This is a genomic window from Microvirga antarctica, assembly GCF_017921815.1.
Taxonomy (GTDB): Bacteria; Pseudomonadota; Alphaproteobacteria; order Rhizobiales; family Beijerinckiaceae; genus Microvirga; species Microvirga antarctica.
Map to the genome: position 1 here is coordinate 1 of NZ_JAGEMM010000127.1, position 287 is coordinate 287.

1 pseudogene is annotated in these 287 nt (G+C 58.9%); it reads right to left on the reverse strand.

The annotated features are described in order from the left end of the window. Positions 1 to 287, reverse strand: a pseudogene (locus tag J4G32_RS21145) (glyoxylate carboligase); the annotation flags it as partial.

Consider the following 287-nt stretch of genomic DNA (forward strand, 5'->3'; position numbering starts at 1 on the left):
GTCAGTTCGGCAAACTGCTGCAGCAGTGGCGCGGCGTCGGCGTTAATAACCCCGCCGCCCGCGACAATTACCGGACGCTCGGACTGAATCAGCATCTCCAGCGCCTTTTCAATCTGTACGCGGCTGGCGGCTGGCTTATATACCGGCAACGGCTCATACATATCCGGATCGAATTCGATCTCCGCAACCTGGACATCAAACGGTAAATCAACCAGCACAGGACCTGGGCGGCCTGAGCGCATCAGATGAAAAGCCTGCTGTAATACGCGCGGCACCAGCGCCGCCTC